This is a genomic window from Priestia sp. P5_B4 (genome assembly GCF_056400385.1).
The window spans coordinates 1-817 of the sequence record NZ_JBFULJ010001271.1 but is presented as its reverse complement, the minus strand read 5'-3'; the positions used below and the strand labels follow the sequence as shown (position 1 = coordinate 817).

General features: G+C 37.0%; 1 protein-coding gene. It reads left to right on the top strand.

The window, feature by feature from the left end:
• Window positions 1–527: hypothetical protein (locus AC1DRF_RS30430; protein ID WP_477742624.1), on the top strand; the 527-nt coding region annotated here is incomplete at its 5' end.
• Window positions 528–817 lie beyond the last annotated feature (290 nt).

The window sequence follows — 817 nt, the reverse complement described above, 5'->3', positions numbered from 1 at the left end:
GAGTATATCTCGATACGATTCATCGCACGGCTCCGTATCCAGCTTGGATTGAATATTTGCTGCTTTTAATCTTTGCTGGCTTTATCATTCTTTCCATTATGCTTCAATGGATGAAAGATCATGGAGAAACGGTTTTTGTGGAACAGGAAATGCCCACGTCAATTGAGGCAACCGTTCCTAAAACGGAAAGAGAGCAAAAGTGGTGGCTAGCATACAGCGGTATCTCCAGCTTCGTAGAAAGCACCGTTTATTTTCCTAGCTTTTATTTATATAGTCACTATATATTAGCCATTGAAAACACATGGGTATTGGCCGTTTTAATTGGTATTGGTTATTTCCTATCACAGCTAGCTTTCCAGCGTGACCGTTTAAGTGTCCAGACGCTGTTAGTTGGTATCGGGCTAGGCGCTTTATTTATCATGACGAAGTCAGTTGTCATTATAATCTTGTACTATGGCTTTAGCTTTTTGATTTATGATATTTACCAGCAAGATCGCAATCTAGTAAAAAGCACAGATGATCACTAAGAAACAACACGGCATAAAGCTGTGTTGTTTCTTTTTTTATAATTTATAAAAAAAGCTTGAAAAGCGCTTTCAATAGTCTTATAATTTAGATAAATCGATTTACTAAACCGGTTTAGTAAGTGGTTAGTTAGTATAATAAGAAAGGTAGGTCGATTTATGAACAGTATCATTATCCCGTTAAATGCATTTGAAACAACAGGCTTCCAGCACGCCATGATTGGAAAAATACATGAGCAGCAAGTACATGGAGTGATCTACTTTTTTCATTAACTCTCTTCTAATTTCCACTC